The organism is Pseudomonas sp. RC10 (assembly GCF_038397775.1).
Taxonomy (GTDB): Bacteria; Pseudomonadota; Gammaproteobacteria; order Pseudomonadales; family Pseudomonadaceae; genus Aquipseudomonas; species Aquipseudomonas bambusae.
Genome location: NZ_CP151650.1, coordinates 3,519,393 through 3,541,632, shown reverse-complemented (window position 1 = coordinate 3,541,632; position 22,240 = coordinate 3,519,393). Strand labels below are relative to the sequence as shown.

Below are 22,240 nucleotides of genomic sequence, written 5' to 3'. Positions count from 1 at the left end.
TTTGACGGGGGTGTCTCTCACAGCAGACGTCGAGGGCGGGTCGGGAGTTCGGGTTATTTCGCCCCCCTTGCACCGGTCGACGACAGGCGAGCACACTGGGACACACTTTGACATCTGTGCGTTCAACGCATACAGGAAGGATTGCACCATGACCACTCAAACCGAAACCGCCCTCCTCGCCGGCGGCTGCTTCTGGGGCATGCAGGACCTGCTGCGCCGCTACCCCGGCGTCGTGTCCACCCGCGTCGGCTACTCCGGCGGCGATGTGCCGAACGCCACCTACCGCAACCACGGCACCCACGCCGAAGCCATTGAAATCGTCTTCGACCCGGCGCTGATCAGCTATCGGAAAATCCTCGAATTCTTCTTCCAGATCCACGACCCGTCCACGGCCAATCGCCAGGGCAACGACATCGGCCTGAGCTACCGGTCGGCGATTTTCTACCTGAACGACGAGCAGAAGCACATCGCCGAAGACACCGTCAAAGACGTCGATGCCTCCGACCTGTGGCCTGGCAAAGTCGTGACCGAAATCAGCCCGGCCGGGGATTTCTGGGAAGCGGAACCGGAGCACCAGGATTACCTGGAACGCATCCCGAATGGCTATACCTGCCATTTCATCCGCAAGGATTGGGTGTTGCCGAAGCGCGCATAAAGGTCGTACGGATCAGTGACACACCAAGCCATCGCTGATCTTCATGCTATCGACCAGAAACGCATTGCTGTGCACATCCCAAGCCTTCGCCTGCCCGCCGTCGGACCGCCATTCGCGCAGTCCCGTTTGGAGCAGGCGCAGGCTTTTCGGGTCAGGTTGGGACAGGTAGACCCGCGCATCGCTGCTGGCTTCGAGGGTTTGCGGCAGCATGCGATAGAAGCGCCAGTCTGGGGTTTGCAGGAGGCTGGTGAGGACCGTGCGTTCGTCGGCCAGCAACTGGCAGTCGCCCGCCATGAACGCTGTGGCTGCCCGAATCCCGGATACGTAGGTTTGAACCTGCGCGCCCTTTGCCTGCAATGCATGAATCCATGGGCTGCCATTGGCCACGCACACGGTCTGACCTTTGATTGAGGTTTGCGGCGCGTTGCGCAGGCTGAGCAGCGCGCCTTTCTCATAGGCCGAAGGTACGTCGCTCAATCCCGCCCGCTGCCGCTCCAGCCCCGGAATGTCGAGGCTGCCCGCGATGACGACATCCACTTCGCCCCTGCGCAGAAATCCGGCGACGTCCTGTGATGGGATCGCCGTCAATGCGACCCTCACCCCAAGATACCGGCCCAATGCGGTGGCCAATTCGCTGTCCATTTCATCGGGCTCGGCGATGAGCGCCTCGTTGCTGTAAGTCGGTCGCGGGTAGCTGCGCACGCCGATACGCAACACCTGCCGGGCCTGCGCTTGCAGCAATACCGGGCCCGGGCCCTGTTCGGCACCATCGATCATTGGCAGCAGCCAGATGGCACAGACCGCTGCCGCGCCGATCAACCCGGCCAGGCTCCAGCGAATCCAGCCTCCGGTGAACGCTGCGCCGGTGTCAGCCGGCATGTTTCAACCCACGGCGCCAACGGGTGAAGCGACGCTCCAGCAGCGCCAGCAGGAAGTTCAACAACAACCCCACCACCGCCAGCAGCAGAATCCCCGCGTACATGCTCGGGATCTGGAACACCTCCTGCGAATTCAGCGTCAGGAACCCCAGCCCGGAATGGGCGCCGATCATCTCGGCCGCCACCAGCGCGGTGATGCAATACGCCCCCGCCAAACGCACCCCGGTAAAGATCGACGGCGACGCCGAGGGCAGGACGATTTTCAGGAACAGAAAACGGCGGTTGGCCCCCATCGACAGCGCCGAGTTGATCAGCAGGCTGTCCACCTGTTTGACCCCGCTGATGGTGCTCAACAGGATTGGCCAGAACGACGCCCAGAAGATGATCGCCACTTTCGACAGTTCGCCGATGCCCAGAAACAGGATGAACACGGGAAACAGCGCCAACGCCGAGGTTTGCCGGAAGAACTGCAACAGCGGATCGAGGATACGTTCGACCCGCGCGAACCAGCCCATCAGCAGGCCCAGCGAAATGCCCGTGACGATGGCCAACGCGAGGCCTGCCAGAGACCGGATCAGGCTGGCCTGAAGGTGTTTGAGCAGCGCGCCATTGCCCGCCATGTCGACAATGGCGCCGAGCACGGCCGACGGCGGGCTCAGGTAACCGGGGTTGACGATGCCCAGTCGCGGCAAGGCTTCCCACAGCGCCAGAAAGGCCAGAATGCCGATGGAACTGTCCACCGCGCGGCGTGAGTGTCGGGACCAGCGAGACCACGCACTCATGCTCAGACCCCCACCCGATAGCCGCCGAGCCGGGCGACCTGCTGCCAGCTTTCATGACGGGCTGCTTCTTCGACCTCCGCCGCATCCGGAACTGCATTGCCCATGCCTTCGCGCAACGACGCCCACGCCCTCTGACGCAGATGAACGAAGGCATGGCTGTTGCGCAGTTGCGGCAACCGGGGACGTGGCAGGTCGATGTCGATGATCTCCTTGATCCGCCCAGGGCGCGGGGTCATGACCGCCACGCGGTCGGACAGGAAGATCGCTTCGTCGAGGCTGTGGGTGATGAACACGATGGTTTTTTTGTGCAGGTCCCAGATGCGCAGGAGTTCGTCCTGGAGCGTTTCGCGGGTTTGTGCGTCGAGGGCGGCGAAGGGCTCGTCCATCAGCAGCACGTCAGGTTCATAGACCAGCGAGCGGGCGATGGCCACGCGTTGACGCATGCCGCCCGAGAGCTCATGCGGGTAGCGGGAGGCGAAGCCCGTCAGGCCAACGAGATCGAGGTATTCGCGTGCCCGTTCCCGTCGCTCGGTTTTGCCGACGCCCCGGATTTCCAGCCCCACGGCGATGTTGTCGAGCACCGAACGCCACGGCAGCAAGGCATAGCCCTGAAACACCACGCCCTGATTGCGGTTGATGCCCTGCAAGGGTTTTCCGTCGATCTCCAGCGTGCCGCCGGTTTTCTGCGCGAGCCCGGCGAGGATATTGAGGTAGGTGGATTTGCCGCAGCCGGACGGGCCGAGGATCGACAGGAACTCGCCTTCGCGCACTTGAAGATCAAAGTCCTTCAACACCTCGACCCGCTCGGTTTTGCCTGATTCGTCCTGCGCCTGGTATTCCATGTGCAGATTAACTGTGGAGATTTTGTGCACTGATGCCTCTTCTGTCCTTTGTAATGACCACCCCTTTCATTGGGTGAACACCGTTTCTTTGTGGGAGCGAATTCATTCGCGAAAGCCAGGACAGGCGTTGAAGAGGCGTCGCCTGAAAAATCTTTCGCGAATGAATTCGCTCCTACAGGGAATTTGCGTCAAGGCAGGCACACATGCATCGCCCGACTCACTGCTTTCGCGGCCGTCGTAACCTCCGGCTGCTCCCACAGGTTCGGTGTCGGTCGCAGACCTTGAGCACGACGCCCTCTTCACTGTGGGAGCGAATTCATTCGCGAAGGGGGTTCAGACAATGAAGATTTCTTGGCTGTACCGGCCCTTTCGCGAATGAATTCGCTCCTACAGGTTTTGCAGCGGCTGCGTGACCGGGGAATCCATGCCGACGACCCGCGCTCACGCCTTCGCCAACGCATTGAACGCATTGGTGTACACATCCTTCACGGCCACTGTCCCGGGCTTGATCTTCTTCTCGTTTTCGAGGATGTCGATGTAGTACTGAATGGGCGGTTCGGTCACCACCAGGTCGTCGACGTAGGCGTAGCGCTCCACCAGCTCCAGCGGCGTGCCGATGCGTTGGGAAACGATCTTGCGCGCCTCGTCGGGGTTGGCGTTGACCCAGTTGGCGGCCTTCGCAATCGCGGTGACGAAATCCTGCGTGGCCTCAGGGTTTTCCCGGATGAATCTGCCGTAGCCGCTGTACGGCGCCATGCCGCCAAGGCCTTTGTCGAGGTCGTAGTCGCTCCACAACTTGCGCAGTTCGGGGTTGTGTTCCGCGCCGCCGGACGCTGGCGGGTGAATGATTGCGATGTCCACGTTACGGGTCAGCACGGTCTGTTCGCCCTGGTTGTCGGGTACGACCACCCAGTTGATTTTGTCCACGTCCACATCGTGCTCACGCAGGTATTTCTTGGTCACGAACTCGGCACAGGCCCCGAAACTGTTGAAGCCCACGGTTTTGCCTTCCATGTCCTTGGGCGTGTAAATCCCCGAATCGGCCCGCACGAAATACTTCATGTGCGGCGCTTCCTGCAGGGTCTTGCCGCCCGCCGCGACCACCTTGAGGTCAAGGCCGCTGGCAATCGCCGAAATCACCAACGGCACCATCCGCGAACCGAAGTCGATCTCACCGGTGCCAACCAACGGGATGATCTGCGGCGCGGCGATCTTGCCGATGTAATTCGGCCGGGTGCGAGTGCCCTCGAAATAGCCCAATGAATCGGCGAGGTACACCAGGTCGAACGACGGGTTGTCCGGGTATTTGAAGCTGACCACCTGGTCCGAGCGGTTCTTGATCACGGCAGGCGCAGCGTTGGCGGTCTTTTCCGGCTTGCCGCAGCCTGGCAGGATCATCCCGGCGGCGGCCGCCGTGCCCAATAACGCCACCTGTTTGATAAAAGCCCTGCGGCTGTTAAGCGTTTCCATGACGAGCGTCCTTGGTTATTTAAATCTTCGAGACAGGCACGCGTTATTCATGAACGGCAGGCACTGTTTAAATAAGAGGCTATGGCCGGAGCGACAATAATGAGGCGATGGATTCAGCGTCAATTGTCACTTGGATATTGGCTATAACGTTTTCAACTAAAGTTATGCCTGCTGTTATCTGCAATGCCTTAGTTCGCAACTCCGATGGAATGACCGGTCAACGGTGAGGCCTGTGCAATCCCTGTCGCCGTTAAGGCTGCCTGCTAAGGGATGCGGCTTTCCGCCAGCGCGCACGCGAATAACACCGCGCAAGACAAGTGTTGATCCAGCAACAGTCAAACAACAGATACCCTCCTCTTGACACACATCAATTCGAAGCTGTGTTTACCGAGCCTGGTTAAATACTGATGTATTGGCCTTTTAAATAACGGCCCGTTTACGGCACAGCCCTTGCAACTTCATGACCTCTACTGCGCACCGCTTAATGAATGACCCCACGAACACCTGCCTGTTTTATTCCCTGCAAGATAAACAGGCGCGTGCCATTAACGGACGCTGGCTGAACACTCACGATTGCACGGAGTCATCCCATGAGCACACGCACTGACACCCTGAAACTCGGCCTCTTCCTGCGCGCCACCGGGCACCACATCGCGGCCTGGCGTGACACCGGCTCTCAGGCCGACGCAGGCGTCCGTCTGGACCACTTCAGCGACCTCGCACGCAAGGCGGAAGCAGCCGGGTTCGACACGCTCTTTCTCGCCGACAGCGTGTCCGTGCGCGGTATCGACGCGCCGACCTTCGACCGGGTGATCGCGCCGAGCTTGAGTTTCGAACCGCTGACGCTGCTGTCCGCGCTGGCAGTCGTCACCTCGCGCATCGGTCTGGTGGCGACGGCCAGCACCAGCTACAGCGAGCCATTCAACCTGGCGCGCCAGTTCGCCTCGCTGGACCAGATCAGCGGCGGTCGCGTCGGCTGGAACCTGGTCACCAGCAGCGACCCCGACGCCGCGAAGAACTTCGCCAAGACCGCCGAGGGCCAGCAGCCTGCCCACGCCGACCGCTACAGCCGGGCGCGGGAGTTTCATGAAGTGGTGCAGAAACTCTGGGACAGCTGGGAAGACGACACGCTGCTGCTGGACAAGGACAAAGGCGTGTTCCTGGACCGCACCAAGCTGCACCGCGCCGACCACCACGGCGAGCATTTCCACGTGCGCGGGCCGTTGAACGTGCTGCGTTCCCCCCAAGGCAAACCGGTGTTGGTGCAGGCGGGGGCGTCTGAAGACGGACGTGATCTGGCCGCGGCCACCGCCGAGGCGATTTTCGCCGCGCACCAGAGTCTGGCCGATGCACAGGCGTTCTACAGCGACATCAAATCCCGCGCTGCCGTGCTGGGCCGCAAACCCGAACACATCAAGATTCTGCCGGGGGTGACCATCTTCACCGCGCCGACTTCCGCCGAAGCCCATGCCAAGCATCAGCGCCTGCAAAATCTGGTGCACCCGGAGGTCGGCCTGAGCCTGCTGTCCGGCTTGCTGGGTGGGGTCGATCTGTCCCACCTGCCGCTGGATGGCCCGCTGCCTCAAGACCTGCCCGCCACCAACGCTTCGAAGAGCCGTCAGCAGTTGATCCTGCAACTGGCCGCCGAAGGCCTGAGCATCCGCGAGCTGTACCTGCGTCTGGCCGGTGCGCGGGGGCACTGGACGTTGGTGGGGTCGCCGGAAGAAGTCGTGGACCAGTTGCAGGCGTGGTTCGAAGGCTACGGGGCCGACGGCTTCAACATCCTGCCGCCGACCTACCCCGAGGGGCTCGACGATTTCATCGCGCTGATCCTGCCGGAACTGAAACGTCGCGGGCTGGTGCCGCAAGACGGCCCGACCGGCAACACGCTGCGCGAGCGTCTGGGCCTGCCCTTCCCCGCGCACCCGGCGACCTTGCTTCGCGAGCCGTCGATTGCCGTCTGATTTCCAGAAAACCATGAGGCGGACGCCTCCTGATTCATTTTTTGTACAGAGAGTTTGACCATGGCGCATCAAGTCAACGCAGCCTGGGGCGCAGGCCCTTCCGCTCGCTATGAACAACTGGCCGAGCGGTTTCGTCCGCTGTTTGCCAACCTGCGCGAAGGCGCGATCGGCCGCGAGCTGGAGCGCCGGTTGCCGGTCCAGGAGCTGCAACTGCTCAAGGCCTCGGGTTTCACCGCCGTGCGGGTGCCGAAAGAATACGGCGGCCTGGGCGTCACTTTGCCCGAACTGGCCAACCTGCTGATCGAGCTGGGCGAAGCTGACTCCAATCTGGTGCAGGCCCTGCGCGGGCATTTGGGCTTCACGGAAAACCTGCTGAACAGCCGTGACGAAGAACGGCGCAAAGTCTGGTTCGAGCGGTTGGTGCGCGGCGAAACCGTGGGCCCGGCCACCGGCGAAGTCGGCGACACGCCGCAATCGCACCTGCATTCGCGGCTGTATCTGGACGGCGAGCAGTGGCGCATCGACGGCAACAAGTTCTACACCACAGGCTGCCTGTACAGCGAATGGATCGACGTGGCGGTCAGCGATCACGACGACAAACGCGTGTTTGTGACTGTGCGCCGTGACGCGGAAGGCGTGGAGGTGGTGGACGACTGGAACGGCTTCGGCCAGCGCCTCACCGCCAGCGGCACCACGCATCTGCGCGGCGTGGCGGTGGACACGCGGAACATCGTCAGCGTCGATGACAAGTTCCAGTATTCCCCGGCGCTGTATCAGATCGTGCACCTGGCCAACCTTGCCGGGATCGGTCGTGCCCTCAGCGGCGAAGTGGCGGCTGCCGTGGCCAAGCGCACCCGCAGTTTCAGCAACGGCAATGCGTCGCGGGTGGCCCAGGACCCGCAGGTCCTGCAAGTGGTGGGCAGTCTGCGCGCGGCGGCCTACAGCGCCGGGGCCATTGTGCTGAAGACCGCCGAGGCCTTGGAACGGGCTTATCAGGCGCGGCTCACCGGTGATGCAGAGGCCTTGAAGAAAGCCGTGGACATCGCCGAGCTGGAGATTGCCCAGTCGCAAACCATCGTCAGCGACCTGATCCTCGACGCCAGTTCGCGGATGTTCGACGCCCTCAGCGCGTCCGCCACGCTGCGCCCGCTGGGTCTTGATCGTTTCTGGCGCAACGCCCGCACCCTCACCTCCCACAACCCGCGCATCTACAAGGACCGCATCGTCGGCGACTACGCGGTCAACGGCACGCCGCCACCTGCGCAGTGGAAAATCGGCGTGGCGTAATTCTTCAGCGCTGCGCTTCTGGATACGGTCTTGCCAATCCGGGCACCGAGGGGACTGTAACGGCCATCGAGGTGCCTGATTCTGCCAAACGGGAACGACTTTCGTTTCGGCCCCGGATCGCTGCGTATACTCGGCGACAACGACACGAGGCGCTTTGAATCCGGGGGCTCGATGCCAGAAAAACGTTCACCTCAACGCGCTTCCAACGCCAGTGCCGGTGCAGATCAGCCCTGGTCCGACTACTACGACATGTCACTGCCCCCGGGGCAGACCGAGTCGATGTATCGGCTGATCCCCGACCCGCACAGCGGCATCGCCATCACCCCGCTGCCGACGCCCTACCCGGCCCAGCACCTGGGCACGCTGGAACTCTGGGCGCCACACGTGCCCACCCCATCGCACAACGCCATTCGCAAACCTGCACCTGCGATCAGCCCGCAGGATGACTTCTCACGCAACGCGCATTTGCAGGCCATGGGTGAGCTGACGGTGTCCATCGCCCATGAAATCTGCCAACCGCTGCTGGCCATCGCCTCCAATGCATCAGCTTGTGCGCGCTGGCTGCAACGGGACAACCCGAATCTGGACGAAGCCATTGATGGCCTCAGCGACATCCGCAAGGACTGCGAACGGGCCGCCAACATCGTGGCAGCCCTGCGGGCGCTGGCCCGACGGTCGCCGTGTACGCCGCAACCGGTCAACGTCAACGATCTGATTCACGAAGCCGCCCGCCTGCATGCACCTGCGCTGACGCGGGCGGGGGTGACCCTGAAAACCGAGCTCATGGCCAATCAGTCCGTAATCGCCGATCCGGTTCAGGTCCAGCAATTGGTGTACAACCTGATCGCCAACGCCCTCGAAGCCGTCGCCCAAGCCCCGATATCGTCGGGTGTGGTGAAAGTGTCTTCGGTGTCCTTGCGCGACGGCGTACAGGTGTCCGTAGAGGACAACGGCCCCGGCATCCCGGTGCAAGACCGACAGCAGATTTTCGGCGCGTTCTACACCACCAAGCCCAGCGGACTGGGCATGGGGCTGACCATCTGCCGATCCGTGGTCGAAGCCCACAACGGCAACCTCTACGCCGAAACCTCCGAACTGGGCGGCGCGATGATCCGGTTTCAACTGCCGGTGGGGTGCAAGAACCATTGAGGCACCTTTTCACCTGACACGACCGAGGTGTCCGGTTTTGCTGCCGGTGCCCGGCAGATCGCGGCCGTCGTCCCTCCGGCTGCTCCCACAAGGTTCCGCGCCGTACTCGCGTTCGTCGTCCAAATACAATCGCGTCCGGGCCGCCGACGGCTGCGAGTCATGGCCGGCACGCCGGATTGCCACAGGGTATTTGTGTCGTCGGCTCAATCCCTGAACACCGCAAGTCTCGTGGGAGACGCCGGAGGCACGACGGCAGCGATCAGCCCGGGGTCGCGTCCGACCGCAGCGGCAGCACACCCAGCGCACACGATCCTGCTGGCACTCTCTCGATTCCGCTGTACCGGACTCCCTTCAATTTGCCCTACACTCCCGCCATGAAAGACCCGAGCCACCGGCCTGTGCCGGCCCGGCCCTGAAAAAGGCGGTTGATGCATGCAAGACCCTTGTGCCCACAAGACCGTGGTGATGGTGCTGTTCAACGACGTGCTGATGCTCGACGTGACCGGCCCGATGGACGCCTTTACCCTGGCGAACCGCCTGCTCCCCAAGGAAAAACATTACCAGTTGCTCACCGTTTCCGACCGAGCGGGCCTGGTGCGCAGTTCGTGTGGCCTCAAGGTCCATGCCGACCTCCGCCTTGAGGACTGTCCCACCTCCGTTGACCTGCTTCTGGTTCCCGGTGGCCCGGGCGCCTACGGTGTCAGCCACCCCGCGCTGAACGAGTGGCTGCCCGATGCCGTCAAAACCGCCCGGCGCTTCGGCGCGATTTGCACCGGCGTGTTCCTGTTGGCCGAGGCCGGGCTGATCGACGGCTATCGCTGCACCACCCACTGGAATTACGTCGAGCGCCTTGCCCAACGCTACCCGGAGACGCGGGTCGAAACCGAACAGATCTACGTCATGGACCGCAATCTCATCACCTCGGGCGGCATCACCGCCGGTATCGACATGGCGCTGGCCGTCGTCGCCGAAGACCACGGCAAGGAGCTGGCCCTGGAGGTCGCGAAAATCCTGCTGGTGGTAATGAAGCGCCAGGGCGGCCAGACCCCTTATGGCCCCCTGCTGGCAGCGGTGCCCCGGGACGGCGGTGCCATTGCCAAGGTCCAGGCCTACGTCGTCGATCACATCGAAGAGCCTTACACCATTCAGCGCATGGCCGACCTTGCCGCCATGAGCGCCCGCAATTTCGCCCGCGCCTTTCAGCGAGAAGTCGGCGTGACGCCCATGCAGTACGTGCAGAACGCTCGCATCGACCATGCCCGGAAACTGCTGGAAGCCTGCAACCTGCCCCTCAAGACCCTCGCCACCCGCTGCGGCTTCGGCAGCCCACGGCACATGCGCAAGGCGTTCAGCGAACGGATCGGGTTATCGCCGAATCAGTATCGGCAGCAGTTTGGGGGTGAGTGACCGCGTTGGTGCGCGCTAACAGGATCAAGCCGGTTTCCACACGGTGGCAGGAATGCACACGCGGCCTTCGAACAGCAGCCGAGCGGTGCGAACAATACCTCCGCCAAGCAGCTGCCCTTCAGACCTATGGATCTCAGCGACGAAGTGCCCCGTGGGGTGTTCGATCTTCAGGCGCTGAGGGTCGGTGTCCTCCCGTTCCACGAAGTCATCGGCGACAGAGCCAGGCAGCAGACAGGCCGCCGCCACACTCACCGCGCCGAAGACACCAATGGCCGTGTGGCAACGGTGCGGGATGAACGATCGGGTGCAGATCGCGCCACCTTCACGGGGCGCAGCAACCAAGACCATTTTTGGCACGTTGCGCTGACCGACCTCCCCGAGGTTCATCAAAGGGCCGGCCTGGAGACGGATCGACTCCAGTCGCGCTTTAAGCGTCGCATCGGCATCGAGGCAGTGCGGGGTTTCGTGACCGCTCTTGCTCAGATCGCCTGCGCGGATCAGTACCACAGGCATGCCGAAGTCGATGCACGTGACCTCAATGCCGTCGATCACATCCCGTGCTCGGCCAGTGGGCAACAAGGCGCCGCAACTCGACCCGGCGATGTCCTTGAATTCGATCGCCAGCGCCGCCCCTGTTCCCGGCACACCGTCAATGCGTTGATCGCCCGCGTAATCGACCTCGCCATTGGCCGTAGGGACGTGGATCACCGCCACCTGCCCCGTATTGACCATGAACACCCGAACCGGCGTCACACCCGGAAAGGCTGCAATCAAACCCCGCTCAAGGGCGAACGGTCCGACGCCTGCCAGGACGTTGCCGCAATTCTGGCCGTAATCCACACGAGGCTCGTCCACCAACACCTGGGCGAACAGGTAATCCACGTCGGCATCTTCCCGTTCGGAAGGGCTGATGATCGCCACCTTGCTGGTCAGTGAATCCCCGCCCCCCAGGCCATTGATCTGCCGGGTATCCGGCGACCCCATCACGGCCAGCAACACCCGATCACGCACCTCCCCCGGCGCAGGCAGATCACTCGCGAGAAAATACGCGCCCTTGGAGGTGCCGCCACGCATGAACAGACAGGGAATGCGGGTTTGACTCATCGTCAGTGTTCGATCTCTTCCAGTCGGTCGACATACGTCAGGCCTTTCTCCGCGAGACGGCCGCGCATGTCGTAGATGTCGAGGCCCAATTCGCCATTGGCCAGCCTGACGCGTTTCTGCTCCTCAAGGTCTGCCCGCTTGCGCGTTGCGTCAAGCACCGGGGCGAGTTCAGCGTGTCGGACCACCACCACGCCGTCGTCATCGGCGACGATGACATCCCCGGCATTGATCAACTGTCCCGCACAGATGATGGGTAAATTGACCGAGCCCAGCACCTCTTTCACAGTGCCTTGCGCGTGCACCGCGCTGGACCACACGGCAAATCCCATCTCGCGCAGGGTCTGTGTGTCGCGAACACCCGCATCGATCACCAACGCGCGTACACCCCGGGCCTTGAGCGACGTGGCCAACAGATCGCCGAAATAACCATCGGTGCACGGCGACGTCGGCGCGACGACCAGAATGTCGCCTTGCTGGCACTGCTCCACCGCCACGTGAAACATCCAGTTGTCACCCGGCGCCACCGACACGGTGACGGCAGTGCCGCTGACGCACACGCCCTGCTGAATAGGCCGCAACCGGCTGCTGAGCAAGCCCTTGCGGCCTTGGGCTTCGTGCACGGTGGCGACACCGAAACGGCTCAGATCATCAATGGACGACGGGTCGGCACGGGGAATCTGACGCACCACGAAGCCTGATTTTCCAATCAAGTGACTCATGCCAGATTCTCCGTCACGCGCGGGAAGATGCTTTGATACCCCTCGCCATAGACGATGTCCCGCGCCGAGGTGATGCCCACGTTGCGCTTGGCCTGGACGCCCCGTTGCAGCGCGACCCGTGTGTAGTACTCCCACAGGTGTTCCTGACCCGCCATGCACTGGATGGCCGCGTATTTACGGTCCCAGACGCTGGTGATGTCCAGCAGCACGTCGGGCCGCCATTCGCATTGTTCGGGCTGGTGCGGCTCGAAGCTGTAGACCGGTGGCGCGCCGACTATTTTTTCCCCCGGACGATACCCTTCTGCCTGGGCAATGATTCGGGCCTCTTGCGTCAGGTTCATGGCCAGCGGGTGATCGTAGTTGTAGGGGTCTTTCAGCGAATGGCTGAGCACGAAGGACGGCTGCACGCGACGAAACACGTCTGCCAGACGGAACAAGGTCTCCCGATCGGCGCGCATCGGGTAATCGCCGATGTCAAAGAACTCGATGCTGGCGCCCAGAATCTCGGCGGCGGCCAGCGCTTCGGTACGGCGGGCGTCTTTGACCTTGTCTTCAGTCATCTCGCCCTTGCGCCACAGCTTGGCCGACTCGCCCCGTTCGCCAAATGACAGGCAGACGATGTGCACGGCGTAGCCCTGACTCACGTGCAGGGCGATTGAACCGCCTGCGCGCCAGACGAAATCGGCGGAATGAGCGCTGACGACCAGTGCGGTTTTCTGTGGGGTGACCATGTGGGATGAACCTCCTGCTTTTTTCCAGAGCATGTCACCCGTCTGGGTCGACGAATAATGCGTTCAACCCATGCTGATATACGTTTTACTTATTGCGCGGCACGCCGACGCACCGCATATTCCCGTCATTCGTGCCTTTCGGAGCGCCCCGCCCCCTATGTTCAGTGATGACCTCGTCAACCTCATGCAGGTCCGCGCCTTCGTCCGCGTCGCGCAGTTGGGCAGCGTGTCCAAGGCGTCGGAAGCCCTGTATCGGGCGCAATCGGTGGTCACGCGGGCGGTCTCCGAGCTGGAAATCGCGCTTGGTGTGTCGCTGTTCGAACGCCACGTCAACGGCATGCGCCTCAGTGAATCCGGCGAACGGATTCTGCCCCGCGCGTTGCGCGTCCTCGACGAGTTGCAGACCGTGCCCCTCTTGCTCAACGCGGCGACCCCACTCGTTGAACCCCTGTACCTGTTTCAGGCGCGACGCCTGGAACTGTTCGTCAAACTCTGCGAAACCCGGCACATGCAGACGGTGGCCCGGCATTTCGGCCTGAGCCAGCCAGCGGTCAGTTCGGCGCTCAAGGTCATGGAAGGCGGCTGCGGCCAATCATTGTTCGAGCGCACACCCAAAGGGTTGCAGCCCACCCGCGTCAGCCTCGAAATCCTGTTCCCCATCCGCCGCGCCCTTAATGAGCTGCGGCATATGCGTTCGGACATCACCGCCATGCGCGGCGCGCTGGAAGGCGTCGTGCACGTCGGCGCCCTGCCCCTGGGGCGCACGCGAATCCTGCCCGAAGCCATCGTCCGCCTGACCGCCGAGCACCCCGGCATCCGGGTCATCACCAACGAAAGCCCCTTTGATTTCCTGGCCACGGAACTGCGTGTGGGAGACATCGATTTTATTTTTGGGGCCTTGCGCTCGGCGGACTACGCCTCGGACATGACCGGAGAAGCCTTACTCGTCGAGGAAATGGTGGTTCTGGCGCGCCATGATCACCCGCTGAGTACCGGGCCGGTCGCCGTGCACGCGTTGGCCAATGCCCGGTGGGTATTGCCCCGCGCCGGTTCGCCCGCTCGCCGTCTGCTGGAAGCCTGCTTCACCGAAGCGAGTGTTCAGGCGCCATGGCCAGTGGTCGAAACCGCTGACATGGCCATCATTCGCGGTTTGTTGCTGCGCTCGGACATGCTGGCGGCGGTGTCCCGCCATCAATTGGAGCAGGAGATGGCCTCCGGTGAGCTCTGTCAAATCGACGTGCAACTCAGTGGCACGGCGCGCCCCATCGGCCTCATCTACCGCAACGCCAGCCTGCATTCGGCGGCGGCCAATGCAGCGATGGGGGCGATCAGACACGTCGTGAAAGAAATGGCCGATCATTGATCAGCACGATTCGCTGCCGACCTCAGCGCTATCGCTTTTCTTTATTCGACAATCGACCGACACCTGAAAAGCCCCCGCGATCATTGGCGCAAAGGGTCCATAACCATAATCGCAGGCTCCATCAGCATTTCGCAGAGGCCTGCCTGCCCGTTCCGATTTAGCCTGCTGACGTCCTCCTATAAAAATAAAGGAAAGCACCATGCGACTGGGTTGGTATTCGGACTTGAACAAACAGGAGAAGCGGACCTATTGGGCCTGCTTCGGTGGCTTCACCCTCGACTCGATGGATTCCACGATCTACGCGTTGATGATGCCCGTGCTGATGACCGTGCTGGCGTTGAGCAAATCCGACGCGGGTCTGCTCGGCTCAGTCTCGTTGATCGGCAGCGCCATCGGCGGTTGGGGCGCCGGCATGCTGGCCGACCGTTACGGCCGCATCAAAGTCATGCAGGCCACGGTCCTGTGGGTCGCGACCTTCACCTGCATGGCGGGGTTCTGCAACGGCTTCTGGTCGTTTCTGCCCGTACGCTTCCTGCAAGGCATTGGCTACGGTGGCGAAGCCGTCGTGGGCGCGGTGCTGATCAGCGAAGCCATCAAACCCGCCTTGCGCGGCCGGGTGGCTGCCTCGGTGCAAAGCGGCTACGCCGTGGGTTACGCCATCTCCCTGACCGTGATGCCCGTGGTGTTCGCGTTTCTACCGGAGGACATCGCCTGGCGCGCCTTTTTCGCCATCGGCCTGCTGCCTGCGCTGTTGATCTGGTTCATCCGTCGCCTGGTGCCGGAATCCGAGGCGTTCCAGCAGGTGAGCAAGCAATCGCGCAAGATCGACCTTCGGGTGATCTTCGGTGGCGAGCACCGCCGCATCACGTTGATCAGCACGATCCTGGCCAGCGGAATCTTCGGCGCGGCGTACATCATGATCACCTGGCTGCCGACCTACATGCGCACGGTGCTTAACCTGCCCATTGCGTCTACGTCCGGCTACCTCGCGGTGAACATCATCGGCTCGCTGATCGGCCCGTTCGTTTATGGCCTGATCAGTGACTACATCAGCCGTGGCAAGGCCTTCATGCTGTTCCTGATCTGCCAGACGCTGGTGGTCTCGGTCTACATGTTCGCGCCGGTCAACATGACCGTGGTATTGGCGCTCGGACTGTTGCTCGGCGCGTTCCAGGGCGGGCTCGCGTCCGGTTTGCCACTGGCGTTTTCCGAGCTCTACCCCACCCAGATTCGCGCCAACGGCGCCGGTTTCTGCACCAGCTTCGGCCGCGGCTTCGGCTCGATCATGCCCGCCGCCGTGGGCTTCGCCTCGACAGAAATGAGCCTGCCCGTGGCCATGGGAGTCTTCGCGGTGAGCTCGTACCTCATCGCCTTCATTGCAGCGATGTGCCTGCCGAATGCCACGGGCGTGGACCTCAGCGACCACCCGGCGAGTATGGTGACCGAGCCGTCCCCCACGGAAGCAGGGCTCAAGAAAACCCCAGTCGTTTTTCGGTGACCACAGGGTCATCAGAGCTTAAAGCTAAATCCTAGCTATATGGATAGCGCTCCAAAGTCTATGGGGTCTTGGATCGGGGCAGGTAGAGTGGATTTCTATCGATCTCTGAGAGTGGATTCCATGTCCTCATCCCTTGCGAAAGAAGTGGTCTGGATCACGGGTGTCGGCGCCGTCGAAGGCTTGGGCGCCGCCCTTGCCAGGCGTTTTGCCCAAGGTGGTTATAAGGTGGCGGTGAGTGGCCGCAGTCCTGAAAAACTCAACGCTGTGGTGCGTAGCATCGAAGCCGTCGATGGCGAAGCCCTCGCGTTGCCGGGCGATGCAGGCAGCGAAGCCGACACGCTTGCCGCCATCCAGCGCATTCGTGAGTGGGGTCCGCTGAAGGTCGCGATCTTCAACGTCGGCAACTCCGTGGTCGCGCCGACGCTGGAGCTGAGCACCGAACTGTTTGAGCAGACCTGGCGCGCGTCCACCCTCGGCGGGTTTATCTTCGCCCGGGAAACGACCCGGCTGCTGCTGGAAAACGGCGGCGGCACGTTGCTGTTCACCGGTGCGACCTCCGCGTTGCGCGGCAAACCGCCCTTCGCCGCCTTTGCCGCCGCCAAGGCCGGGTTGCGCTCGCTGAGCCAATCGTTCGCCCGGGAATTCGGCCCGCAAAACGTGCACGTCGCGCATGTGGTGATCGACGGTGCGATCAATGGCGAACGCATCCGCAGCCATGCTCCGCAGCGTTTCGAACAACTGGGCGACGACGGCACGCTGGCGCTGGACGACATCGCCGACGCCTATTGGTACCTGCATTCACAACCGCGCAGCGCCTGGACTCAGGAGCTCGACCTGCGGCCCTACAAAGAACCTTTCTGAAGCGCTTCGTCTCCACTGGAGGAACGTTCACATGGGCATTCATCAGCCAAACCTCGGACCGGCGTCTGTCGTCGGCGAACTCAATTACCTGCTGGACGACGGCGTCCGGCCAGTCAATTACACCTGGCCGCAGCCCGATGGCCAGCCGCAACGCACCGGCACCCTGCAACCGACGCGCGTGGATATTCATAACGCGCGTTTGCTCAAGACCGAGCCTTTGCTCGACGCCCAAGGGTTTCAGCGGGTCGAACAGGCCAGTGCCGTGGCGGACCCGGAAGACGAGGCGCAGGTCGTGCAGCAGTATTACGCCGAAGCGGATGCGCTATTGCGGGCACAGACCGGTGCAGTCAAAACGGTGATTTTTGACCACACGATCCGCGTCGATCAGCCAGGTCGTGAAGCGGCGGGCCTGCGCGAACCGGTGCGCTACGTGCACAACGACCAGACCGAGCGCTCGGCCATCCGCCGCGTGCGTGATCATCTGCCCGCCGAGGAAGCCGAACAGCGCCTGCAAAAACGTTTCGCGATCATCAACCTGTGGCGCCCGATCGGCGGGCCAATTTTCACCACTCCGCTGGCCTTGTGCGACGCCAGCACGATGGACGCCGAGGACTTTATCCCCAGCGATCTGGTGTACCGCGACAAGGTGGGCGAGACGTTTTCCATCCGGGCCAATCCAAACCACCGCTGGTATTACTACCCGCAACTGCGCCCCGAGGAAGCGTTGCTGTTGAAGATCTACGATTCCAGAACCGACCTCATCGCCCGGGCCGGCGCCCACACCGCCTTCGACGACCCCACCACCCCGCCCAACGCACCGCCGCGCCGCAGTATCGAATTGCGGGCGTTGGTGTTTTTTGAGGAGTGAATCGCACACCCTGTAGCAGTCCGGCTTGCCGGCGGTGGCGTTTGTGAAATTGATCCCCCAGTTTGATTCGGATCAGCCCTGAAATTCGGAGGCGACACAGCCCCCTGTGGGAGCGAGCCTGTGACCTCAATGCACCCACCGCCGATGCAGTCCACGGGCCAGGGCGTCGAGCATGAAGCCCAGCACGCCGATCAGCAGCACCATGGCCATCAATTCCGAGTACGCGAGGCGGTCGCGGGTGTCGAGGATGAAGTAGCCCAGGCCCGCGCTGACGCCGAGCATTTCGCACGGCACCAATACGATCCAGAGGATGCCGATCGACAACCTCACCCCGGTCAGCACATGCCCTAGCACGCCGGGCATGATGACTTTGATCAGCGTTTCCCGGCGACTGGCGCTCAAGCTGCGACTGAGTTGCAGCCAGCGCGGGTCGAGCTGTTTCACCCCCGCCACGGTGTTCAACAGGATCGGCCACACCGCCGCGAAGGTCAGCAGGAAATAGATCGGCTGGTCGCCCACGCCCATCAGCATCACCACCACGGGCATCCACGACAGCGGCGAGATCATGCGCAGGAATTGAAACGCCGGTGTGGTCGCCGCTTCCAGATTCCGCGAGCTGCCGATCAACAGGCCCAACGGCACGCCGATCAGCAAGGCCAGCAGCAACCCCACAAGAATGCGTTTCAGGCTCACCCACACGTGGCCGTACAGCTCGGCACTGCCCAACAGCGTCCAGAGACTGGCGAGGGTTGCCTGCGGGGAAAACCGGGCCGACAGCCCCTTCGGATCGCCGAACAGGTGAATGCCCAGCCACCAGATGATCAGCAGGCACAGCAGCCCGCCGATCCCCAGCAGCCAAGGCCCAAGCGACGCGTACTTGCCTGCCGTCAAGCGCTGTACTCCTCGTTCCGCTGAAAGCTCTCGGCGAGGCCGAAGGTTTTCAACCCACCCACCGCCGCAATGCTGTTGCGCACGAAACGGTCATCGACCAGATCGCCAGCGACGGTTTTCGGATCGAGGCTGGCGAGGAAGCCCTTGTCACCTTCGATCAGCGTGTCTTTCAAGCGGCGCACCAGCTCCTCGGTGTAGCTCGGGAACGGGTACGGCTGGAAATCGATGCGGTGCTCGTCCCATTGCGCGTGCTGAATGGCGCCGCTGGCGAGGTAGCCCTGCCGCTCACTGGCGGCCGGCGACAACACCCGATCGAGCACGGTCTGGGCGTGAGGCGTGTAACGGTTGGCGCCGTCCTTGGACAGCAGCTTCGCGGCCTCGGCGCGGTTGTCACGGGTCCAGACCTGCGCCTTGACGATGGCGTTGACCACCTTCTGCGACCACTCCGGCCGGTTGTTCAAATCGTGCTCGTGCATGAACACCACGCAGCACGCATGGTTGCGCCAGACGTCGCCGGTAAAGCGCTGCACGCGACCGACTTTCAAATCCTCCGCCAAGGCATTGAACGGCTCGGCGACGATGTACCCGGCAATGCGTTTGCTGGCCAGCGCGGGCGGCATGTCCGACGGGGGCAGCACCACCAGGTTCACCTCGTTGGCCGCCAGTTGTGCGTTGGCCGGTTTGCTCACCGGGGTCAGGCCGTTGTCGCGCAGCAGCTGTTGCACCACGACGTTGTGCACCGAATACCAGAAGGGAATGGCGATGGACTGCCCGCCCAATTGCTTGACGTCGGTAATGTCCGGGCCGACGGTCAAACCCGAGCCGCCAACGTGGTTCCACGCCACGACCTTGGCCGGGACCTTGCTGCCGTAGCGCGCCCAGACGGTCATCGGCGACAGCAGGTGAATCACGTTGACCTGCCCGGAAATGAACGCCTCAATGACCTGCGCCCAACTGCGCAACAGCACCGGACGCTCGGCCTGAATGCCTTCGGCTTCGAACAGGCCATTGTGATGGGCCACCAGCAGCGGCGTGGCGTCAGTGATCGGCAAGTAGCCGATGCGCACCGGGGCATCCGGTTCGGCGGCGGCCCGGGCTTGCAGGCTGTTGAGCAGCGGCATGGCGCCGGCGGCGGTGAGCATCGCGCTCAGTTTCAAAAAATCACGACGGGTGTGAGTGAAGTCGTCCAGGCACATGGCCAATCTCCGGCGGTTCGAGCGATTCGGTTCGAGGGTGTGGGTTGCGGCTCGCCCGCCGAAGGGTTTTCAGAATGTCGACACGCAACGCGCCCATTTCCTCGACCAGCTCGGCCCGAGGCCGTGGCAGATCGATGTGCCACTCGCCCACCGTCCGCGCCGGGGTGTCGCCCAGTAGCAGAATGCGGTTGGAGAGCAGCAAGGCTTCGTCGATGTCGTGGGTGATCAGTATCGCGGCGGTGTCATGTCGCGCCGTCACGTCCAGCAGCAGCTGTTGCATGTCGGCGCGGGTCACCTCGTCCAGCGCCCCGAAGGGTTCGTCCAGCAGCAACACCAGCGGCTGACGCGCCAGGCATCGGGCCAGCGCCGTACGCTGCGCCATGCCGCCCGACAACTGCGCCGGGTGATAGCCGCGCGCATGGCTCAGGCCGACTTCCGCGATGGCCTGATCGACTCGGGTTTGCCGTTCAGCCGCGCTCAAGGACGGCTGACTGGCGAAATCCAGCCCGAAGGCCACGTTCTTTTCCAGGGTCAGCCACGGCAACAGGCTCGGGTCCTGAAACGCCACAGCGACTCGAGGATGCGGCCCGGTCAGCGGCTCACCCGTCACGTGGACGTCACCGGTGTGCGCGGTTTGCAGGCCGGCCAATACGCGCAAAAGGCTCGACTTGCCGACGCCGCTGGGACCGAGAATCGAGACCACCTCCCCGGCGCGCACGTCCAGGTCGAACTGCGCCAACACGTGCTGCCAGCCTTGCTCGCGGGCGTACCCCAGGCTGATGTTCCGGGCGCTCAGCACGGGATTCGCGGACCCGTTCATGCCGCCGACTCTCGGGCCTGACGCTGCAACTCGCCCTGAAGTTGCACCAGGCTCGGCGTGACGATGGGGATGAACGCCGACTCGCGCCAGCGTCGGGCAAACGCGCTGCCGTGCTCATCGAGAAACGCCTTGCCGCCACTGGCTTGCAGCTCCAGTTGCACGGCGCTTGCGACGGACTGCGCCAGGGCGATGCGCAAGCGGAACAGCGCGGCGGCCTGGGTCAGAAAACGGCCATCGAGCAACCCGGCCTTGAGTCCGCTGATGACGGACTCCAGACGCTCGACCTGTTCATGATGTTCGGCGCTCAGCACCGAACGCGTGCCATCAAGGTGACGTTTGACTTCGTCCAGTGAACGCCGCGCCAGGCCGATCGACAAGCCGCATTGCAGGCCGAGAAAGCCGGGACGCACCGCCGGCAGAAACTGCTTCGCATCGGGGTGCAACAACCAGTCGCGGGACAGTTCGATGTCGCTGAACTCCAGCGCTGCGGTGTTGCTCGACTGCAAGCCCATGAGCTGCAAGTCTTCGGAGCGGCGCAGGCCGCTGGCAGTCGAAGGGATGGCCATGACGAAGGGCTTTTTCCCCGCCTCGCCCTCAATGGCCGCCGCGACCACGAAACTCTGTTTGCGCAAGTTGGTCACCCAGTGCAAGCGGCCTTCCAGTGACCAGCCATCTGGGTTTTCAATGCCGCGCACTTGCAGGGTTTCGATGCCGGATAAAAACTTCATCGCGTTGGAGAGCCCTGTGGCCCCCGCCAGCGAACCGTCGAGCAGCGCGGGCAGCAGGGTTTCCCTCAATCGCGCATTGGGGCTGTGCAGCAGGTATTCGATGAACGCCCGTTGCCCCCAGAACACGAACGCCGCCGTCACCGAATGGGTCGCGATGGCCGCCACGGTCTCCACCGCGTCGGCCAGCGTGCCGCCTGAACCGCCGTCTTTCCGGCCAATGCCGACCCGCATCACCCCGGCGTCGGCCAGTTGCGGCAACACGGACTCCGGATCGCACTGGCCGAGATCCAGTGCCTGGGCGTGCGCATCCAGCCAATGGCCAAGTACCGAATCCACCATGAGAGCTCTCCTTATCTGTCGTTCATTCATGCATCGACGCCCGCAATCATTGCGCGGAACGTTGCCATTGGTATTTCTCAAGCTCCGGGTTGAGCTCGGTCTGGGCGAACACGTTGGCGAAGTTGCACAGGGTCGCCAGGCTGACGCCGAGGATCACTTCCAGCGCATTGCCTTCGCTGTAACCTGCCCCTTTGAACGCGGCATAGGTGGTGTCGGAAACGTCGCCACGGGTGGCAATCACTTCACGGGCGAAAGCGGCCAGTGTTTCGAGCTTCGCCTCGGGCAGCGCGGAACCTGTGCGCAGGGCCTCGACGACCTCCGGGGCCAGACGTGCCTTGTTCAATCCCACGGCCGTGTGGCCCGCGACGCAGAACGAGCAGCCATGACGGGTCGCTGCGATCAGTTGCACCACTTCCCTTTCGGCCAGACTTAGCTCAGCCTTGCCATTGATCGCCGAGACGGTCAGGTAGGTCTCCAGCGCGGCCGGTGCATTGGCCAGCACGCCGAGCAGATTGGGCAGATAACCGTTGGCCTTGAGCGCGTTTTCCAGAAAGGGTTTGGCGGCTTCAGGCGCGCTTTGCAGGGTTTGCACAGTGACGCGGGACATGTTGGACTCCTGTGGTAGAGGGTCCGACCAGTGTGTTGGTTATAAAAATTTCACTCCATATTCTAAAGTAGCGATTACTTG

The 22,240-nt window shown here is 62.9% G+C and carries 21 protein-coding genes; 9 read left to right on the top strand and 12 right to left on the bottom strand.

Going from position 1 to position 22,240, the window contains the following annotated elements; translation table 11 throughout:
* Positions 1–148: 148 nt before the first annotated feature.
* Complete coding sequence (msrA, locus tag AAEO81_RS16315; protein ID WP_341957806.1) at positions 149–655, top strand: peptide-methionine (S)-S-oxide reductase MsrA; 507 nt, start codon at positions 149–151, stop codon at positions 653–655.
* 12 nt (positions 656–667) lie between these two features.
* Here msrA and AAEO81_RS16310 read toward each other — a convergent pair whose 3' ends face one another.
* The 4 genes from AAEO81_RS16310 to AAEO81_RS16295 form a co-directional block, all read right to left on the bottom strand.
* Positions 668–1,534 carry a transporter substrate-binding domain-containing protein gene (locus AAEO81_RS16310; protein ID WP_341957805.1) on the bottom strand — a complete coding sequence of 289 codons (867 nt, stop codon included), beginning with the start codon at positions 1,532–1,534 and terminating at the stop codon, positions 668–670.
* Positions 1,524–2,315 carry an ABC transporter permease gene (locus AAEO81_RS16305; RefSeq protein WP_341957804.1) on the bottom strand — a complete coding sequence of 264 codons (792 nt, stop codon included), beginning with the start codon at positions 2,313–2,315 and terminating at the stop codon, positions 1,524–1,526. The genes AAEO81_RS16310 and AAEO81_RS16305 overlap by 11 nt, the downstream gene beginning before the upstream one ends.
* A gap of 2 nt (positions 2,316–2,317) precedes the next feature.
* On the bottom strand, positions 2,318–3,187 hold the full coding sequence (locus AAEO81_RS16300; protein WP_341957803.1) for an ABC transporter ATP-binding protein: 870 nt from the start codon (positions 3,185–3,187) through the stop codon (positions 2,318–2,320).
* Positions 3,188–3,598: 411 nt separating this feature from the next.
* A complete protein-coding gene (locus AAEO81_RS16295; RefSeq protein ID WP_341957802.1) occupies positions 3,599–4,627 on the bottom strand; it encodes an ABC transporter substrate-binding protein in 1,029 nt (342 codons plus the stop codon).
* A 590-nt stretch (positions 4,628–5,217) separates the two neighbouring features.
* Here AAEO81_RS16295 and AAEO81_RS16290 point away from each other — a divergent pair.
* The 4 genes from AAEO81_RS16290 to AAEO81_RS16275 all read left to right on the top strand — a co-directional run bounded on the left by AAEO81_RS16290 (position 5,218) and on the right by AAEO81_RS16275 (position 10,434).
* Complete coding sequence (locus AAEO81_RS16290; RefSeq protein ID WP_341957801.1) at positions 5,218–6,591, top strand: LLM class flavin-dependent oxidoreductase; 1,374 nt, start codon at positions 5,218–5,220, stop codon at positions 6,589–6,591.
* A 60-nt stretch (positions 6,592–6,651) separates the two neighbouring features.
* The gene (locus tag AAEO81_RS16285; RefSeq protein ID WP_341957799.1) at positions 6,652–7,878 is read left to right on the top strand and encodes an acyl-CoA dehydrogenase family protein; all 1,227 of its coding nucleotides are present in this window, start codon (positions 6,652–6,654) and stop codon (positions 7,876–7,878) included.
* Between the two features lie 171 nt (positions 7,879–8,049).
* The gene (locus AAEO81_RS16280) at positions 8,050–9,027 is read left to right on the top strand and encodes a HAMP domain-containing sensor histidine kinase (RefSeq protein ID WP_341957797.1); all 978 of its coding nucleotides are present in this window, start codon (positions 8,050–8,052) and stop codon (positions 9,025–9,027) included.
* Positions 9,028–9,459: 432 nt separating this feature from the next.
* Positions 9,460–10,434 (top strand): GlxA family transcriptional regulator, encoded by a 975-nt coding sequence (locus tag AAEO81_RS16275; RefSeq protein WP_341957794.1) that lies wholly within the window; start codon positions 9,460–9,462, stop codon positions 10,432–10,434.
* Between the two features lie 24 nt (positions 10,435–10,458).
* On the opposite strand, the gene AAEO81_RS16270 is transcribed toward AAEO81_RS16275, so the two are convergent.
* Genes AAEO81_RS16270 through galB form a run of 3 tightly spaced genes read right to left on the bottom strand, consistent with a single transcriptional unit; the run spans position 10,459 to position 12,988 of the window.
* The gene (locus AAEO81_RS16270; RefSeq protein ID WP_341957792.1) at positions 10,459–11,538 is read right to left on the bottom strand and encodes a 4-oxalomesaconate tautomerase; all 1,080 of its coding nucleotides are present in this window, start codon (positions 11,536–11,538) and stop codon (positions 10,459–10,461) included.
* 2 nt (positions 11,539–11,540) lie between these two features.
* Positions 11,541–12,257 carry a 4-carboxy-4-hydroxy-2-oxoadipate aldolase/oxaloacetate decarboxylase gene (locus tag AAEO81_RS16265; RefSeq protein ID WP_166594408.1) on the bottom strand — a complete coding sequence of 239 codons (717 nt, stop codon included), beginning with the start codon at positions 12,255–12,257 and terminating at the stop codon, positions 11,541–11,543.
* Positions 12,254–12,988, bottom strand: a complete 735-nt coding sequence (galB, locus tag AAEO81_RS16260; protein ID WP_341957789.1) for a 4-oxalmesaconate hydratase — start codon at positions 12,986–12,988, stop codon at positions 12,254–12,256. The genes AAEO81_RS16265 and galB overlap by 4 nt, the downstream gene beginning before the upstream one ends.
* A gap of 157 nt (positions 12,989–13,145) precedes the next feature.
* On the opposite strand from galB, the gene AAEO81_RS16255 reads away from it, so the two are divergent.
* The 4 genes from AAEO81_RS16255 to AAEO81_RS16240 all read left to right on the top strand — a co-directional run bounded on the left by AAEO81_RS16255 (position 13,146) and on the right by AAEO81_RS16240 (position 17,578).
* Positions 13,146–14,351, top strand: a complete 1,206-nt coding sequence (locus tag AAEO81_RS16255) for a LysR family transcriptional regulator (protein WP_341957787.1) — start codon at positions 13,146–13,148, stop codon at positions 14,349–14,351.
* A gap of 199 nt (positions 14,352–14,550) precedes the next feature.
* On the top strand, positions 14,551–15,849 hold the full coding sequence (locus AAEO81_RS16250) for an MFS transporter (protein ID WP_341957785.1): 1,299 nt from the start codon (positions 14,551–14,553) through the stop codon (positions 15,847–15,849).
* A 120-nt stretch (positions 15,850–15,969) separates the two neighbouring features.
* A complete protein-coding gene (locus AAEO81_RS16245; RefSeq protein WP_341957784.1) occupies positions 15,970–16,710 on the top strand; it encodes an SDR family NAD(P)-dependent oxidoreductase in 741 nt (246 codons plus the stop codon).
* A gap of 31 nt (positions 16,711–16,741) precedes the next feature.
* Entirely contained in the window at positions 16,742–17,578 is an 837-nt protein-coding gene (locus AAEO81_RS16240; protein WP_341957783.1) for a CmcJ/NvfI family oxidoreductase, read from the top strand.
* A gap of 126 nt (positions 17,579–17,704) precedes the next feature.
* Here the strand turns inward: AAEO81_RS16240 and AAEO81_RS16235 are convergent, their stop codons facing one another.
* From AAEO81_RS16235 to AAEO81_RS16215, 5 genes are read right to left on the bottom strand one after another with little or no spacing between them, the layout of a single operon-like run.
* Positions 17,705–18,433 carry an ABC transporter permease gene (locus AAEO81_RS16235; RefSeq protein WP_341964548.1) on the bottom strand — a complete coding sequence of 243 codons (729 nt, stop codon included), beginning with the start codon at positions 18,431–18,433 and terminating at the stop codon, positions 17,705–17,707.
* 32 nt (positions 18,434–18,465) lie between these two features.
* A complete protein-coding gene (locus AAEO81_RS16230; protein WP_341957782.1) occupies positions 18,466–19,665 on the bottom strand; it encodes an ABC transporter substrate-binding protein in 1,200 nt (399 codons plus the stop codon).
* Positions 19,631–20,485: an ABC transporter ATP-binding protein gene (locus AAEO81_RS16225; RefSeq protein ID WP_341957780.1), complete on the bottom strand. Its 855-nt coding sequence runs from the start codon at positions 20,483–20,485 to the stop codon at positions 19,631–19,633. Before AAEO81_RS16225 ends, AAEO81_RS16230 begins: the two co-directional genes overlap by 35 nt.
* On the bottom strand, positions 20,482–21,552 hold the full coding sequence (locus tag AAEO81_RS16220; protein ID WP_166594400.1) for an acyl-CoA dehydrogenase family protein: 1,071 nt from the start codon (positions 21,550–21,552) through the stop codon (positions 20,482–20,484). Before AAEO81_RS16220 ends, AAEO81_RS16225 begins: the two co-directional genes overlap by 4 nt.
* 46 nt (positions 21,553–21,598) lie before the next feature.
* Positions 21,599–22,159, bottom strand: a complete 561-nt coding sequence (locus tag AAEO81_RS16215) for a carboxymuconolactone decarboxylase family protein (protein ID WP_341957778.1) — start codon at positions 22,157–22,159, stop codon at positions 21,599–21,601.
* Positions 22,160–22,240: the final 81 nt, after the last annotated feature.

Coding starts and splice junctions, on each gene's coding strand:
- AAEO81_RS16270 (WP_341957792.1), bottom strand. CDS start 11,538: ATGAGTCAAACCCGCATTCCCTGTCTGTTCATGCGTGGCGGCACCTCC.
- AAEO81_RS16295 (WP_341957802.1), bottom strand. CDS start 4,627: ATGGAAACGCTTAACAGCCGCAGGGCTTTTATCAAACAGGTGGCGTTA.
- AAEO81_RS16230 (WP_341957782.1), bottom strand. CDS start 19,665: ATGTGCCTGGACGACTTCACTCACACCCGTCGTGATTTTTTGAAACTG.
- AAEO81_RS16215 (WP_341957778.1), bottom strand. CDS start 22,159: ATGTCCCGCGTCACTGTGCAAACCCTGCAAAGCGCGCCTGAAGCCGCC.
- AAEO81_RS16290 (WP_341957801.1), top strand. CDS start 5,218: ATGAGCACACGCACTGACACCCTGAAACTCGGCCTCTTCCTGCGCGCC.
- AAEO81_RS16305 (WP_341957804.1), bottom strand. CDS start 2,315: ATGAGTGCGTGGTCTCGCTGGTCCCGACACTCACGCCGCGCGGTGGAC.
- AAEO81_RS16275 (WP_341957794.1), top strand. CDS start 9,460: ATGCAAGACCCTTGTGCCCACAAGACCGTGGTGATGGTGCTGTTCAAC.
- AAEO81_RS16310 (WP_341957805.1), bottom strand. CDS start 1,534: ATGCCGGCTGACACCGGCGCAGCGTTCACCGGAGGCTGGATTCGCTGG.
- AAEO81_RS16240 (WP_341957783.1), top strand. CDS start 16,742: ATGGGCATTCATCAGCCAAACCTCGGACCGGCGTCTGTCGTCGGCGAA.
- AAEO81_RS16280 (WP_341957797.1), top strand. CDS start 8,050: ATGCCAGAAAAACGTTCACCTCAACGCGCTTCCAACGCCAGTGCCGGT.
- AAEO81_RS16255 (WP_341957787.1), top strand. CDS start 13,146: ATGTTCAGTGATGACCTCGTCAACCTCATGCAGGTCCGCGCCTTCGTC.
- galB (WP_341957789.1), bottom strand. CDS start 12,988: ATGGTCACCCCACAGAAAACCGCACTGGTCGTCAGCGCTCATTCCGCC.
- AAEO81_RS16220 (WP_166594400.1), bottom strand. CDS start 21,552: ATGGTGGATTCGGTACTTGGCCATTGGCTGGATGCGCACGCCCAGGCA.
- msrA (WP_341957806.1), top strand. CDS start 149: ATGACCACTCAAACCGAAACCGCCCTCCTCGCCGGCGGCTGCTTCTGG.
- AAEO81_RS16225 (WP_341957780.1), bottom strand. CDS start 20,485: ATGAACGGGTCCGCGAATCCCGTGCTGAGCGCCCGGAACATCAGCCTG.
- AAEO81_RS16250 (WP_341957785.1), top strand. CDS start 14,551: ATGCGACTGGGTTGGTATTCGGACTTGAACAAACAGGAGAAGCGGACC.
- AAEO81_RS16245 (WP_341957784.1), top strand. CDS start 15,970: ATGTCCTCATCCCTTGCGAAAGAAGTGGTCTGGATCACGGGTGTCGGC.
- AAEO81_RS16265 (WP_166594408.1), bottom strand. CDS start 12,257: ATGAGTCACTTGATTGGAAAATCAGGCTTCGTGGTGCGTCAGATTCCC.
- AAEO81_RS16285 (WP_341957799.1), top strand. CDS start 6,652: ATGGCGCATCAAGTCAACGCAGCCTGGGGCGCAGGCCCTTCCGCTCGC.